The 2410-nt window shown below is 70.9% G+C and carries 3 protein-coding genes; all 3 read left to right on the forward strand.

The window, feature by feature from the left end; all coding sequences use genetic code 11:
- Positions 1-1498 (forward strand): hypothetical protein (locus AB0J09_RS62425; protein WP_360713642.1); only part of this gene is annotated, 1498 nt, incomplete at its 5' end.
- Positions 1495-1920: a hypothetical protein gene (locus AB0J09_RS62430; protein ID WP_360713644.1), complete on the forward strand. Its 426-nt coding sequence runs from the start codon at positions 1495-1497 to the stop codon at positions 1918-1920. The genes AB0J09_RS62425 and AB0J09_RS62430, both read left to right, overlap by 4 nt.
- Before the next feature lie 161 nt (positions 1921-2081).
- The gene (locus tag AB0J09_RS62435) at positions 2082-2306 is read left to right on the forward strand and encodes a hypothetical protein (RefSeq protein ID WP_360713646.1); all 225 of its coding nucleotides are present in this window, start codon (positions 2082-2084) and stop codon (positions 2304-2306) included.
- Positions 2307-2410: the final 104 nt, after the last annotated feature.

A 2410-nucleotide genomic window follows, 5' to 3' on the forward strand; every position in this document is an offset into this window, starting at 1 on the left:
CGAGCGCACCCGCGCGAAGTGGCGCAAGCGGCGCGAGGTCTGGGCCGAGCGGACCCGGACGGCCAGCCGCATGGCCGTCATGTCGATCACCAACCTCGGTGTGAACGGTGTCGCGGTCTCCGGCCAGGCGATGTCGTTCATGCAGCGTGGTCTCTCGCCGCTGTGGGCGGTGCTCGCTGCGGGGATCGTCGAGTCGGTCGCGGTGTACGTGGCCTGGCACGCGCACGTCGCGCTCCGGGAGGGCGACGCGGCCTGGACGACCCGGATGTGGTCGTACCTGATCGGCGCGGGAGCCGGGTACCTGTCGTACACGCATGTGCAGGACTACCCGGAGCTGTTCGCGGCGTGCTCGCTCGCCTCGCCCTGGCTATGGTCGATGCACTCGCGGCACCTCCACCGCCAGGACCTCCGCGAGAAGGGCCTGATCGACCCGCGGGCGCCGAAGTTCTCGGCGTTGCGCTGGCTGCTGCATACGCGAGAGACGTTCGCGGCGTTCAAGTGGGCGGTCAGCGAGGGGGTGCAGTCGCCGCACGTCGCGGTCGAGGTGGTGCGGACGCGCCGCGCCATCCGGATGACGTGGCAGTCGGTGGACGCCGCGCAGACGGCTGTGGTTGCGGCGCAGCGGACACAGTTGGAGCTCGCGCTGACGCAACTCGCCGCCCTGTCGCAGGAGCTGTACGGCACTGATCCGGCCGCGGCCGCCGAGATGGAAAAGATCGCGAAGTTCGTGAACAAGGTTGGCGGCGGGATGTTCCCGATGTACCGTCCGCTGCCCGCCGTCGCGCTTCGTCCAGCGGACGAGAACCCGGACGACGCGCGGACGGACGGCGCGGACAACGGCCGGACGGACGGAGGACGGACGGCGAACGGCCGGCCTCGCTGGGGGTGGCTCCTGCGCGGACGGACGGCGGACAAGGCGCGGACGGATGGCGCGGACGACGGCCAGACACGCAGCGGACGGATGGCGGACGACAAGCGGACGGACGAGACGAACGAGCAGCGGACGGAAGGCGCACGGACGGCGGACGACGAGCCTGCGAAGAAACGGACGGACGGCTCGGACGGCAAGCGGACGAACGGCGGACGGTCCGCCAAGAACCGGACGGACGGGCGTCGTCCGTCCGGGCGGACGAACGGCGGACGGGCAACGCGGACGGGCAGACGGGCCGCAGGTGCGGACGACCTCGCCGAGCTGCTGCCGCTCGGACGGACGATCCTCGTCGAGCACCAGAAGACCGGCAAGCGGCTGACGCGCGATGCGCTCGCGGCCGCCGTGAAAGCGGACGGACGGACGATCAGCAACGCACGCGCCAGCGCGCTGCTGAAGCTGCTGCGGGCGAACGGCTCGTCCGCCGCCACCGGAGCGGACGGCAACGGCTCGTCCGCGCAGATGAACAAGGCGGCGGACGGCGGACCGTCCGGCGCGAACAACGCGGACGAGAACGACTCGTCCGCCGACGACAACGACGACAACGACGACAAAGGAGCGAACTCATGACGACCAGCCAGACGGACAAGACGGCCGAGCGCGCCTGCTACGTCCCCCTGTGGGACGAGGCCACGGAGGAGTTCCACAACGGGTGGCTGACCTACCGGCCGGCCGACCCGTACTTCATCCACCTCGAGATCGAGGACTGGCCCGCCCCGGTGGTCGCGCCCCGCGACGTCCTGCGGGACGGGGCGACGAGCCTGGCCGAGTGCCTGTCCACGCCGGACCGCACCGCGCTGCGGGTCCAGCCGTCTCAGGACGGCAAGAACGCGCTGCTCGGCATCACGCAGGGAGACCTGCTGCTGGGTGTGTTCCGGACCCCCGCCGACCTGCTCACCAAGCACGTGGACGGGCTCTACGAGGTGGTGCCCGAGGGCGAGGAAACGAGCCGGATCGACTGGGACGACCTGATCGCCAGCCTGCTCCTGTGACCGACCGTAACCAGCCGAGAGGCCACATCCAGCGCCGACTAGAACCGCAAACCGCCGCAACGGGGCGACCCCAACGCGCGCAGTGCACGTGCGCGCACGTGCGCGAGATCTTAGCACAGCCCCGCCAGAGCTAACTGTCCGTGACGATCGGGAGGAGTCACGTGCCGACCAGGCCGACCCGCCGCGAGGGCCGCAAGATGCGCTTCCACGCCAGCATCAAGGGCGCGGAGAGCCCGAGGGCCGCGTTCCACGAGGCCGTGCGCTACCTCGCAGCGGAACTCGCCGACATGCACAACACCGACGAGGCCGAAGGCCACCGGCTCTACACCCACTTCGCCGCCGAGTTCCGGCGCAGCGCCGACGACGTCAACCGCCAAAGGAGGTGACCACCATGCCGCGCAGCATCCGCTCGCCGTACAGCCCGGCGGCCCCCGCGCAACAGGACGAACAGCAGCCCGACGAGGCCTCCGCCGACACCGCACCCGAGCAG

The sequence above is a fragment of the Nonomuraea sp. NPDC049784 genome (assembly GCF_040659615.1).
In the GTDB taxonomy this organism is placed as follows: Bacteria; Actinomycetota; Actinomycetes; order Streptosporangiales; family Streptosporangiaceae; genus Nonomuraea.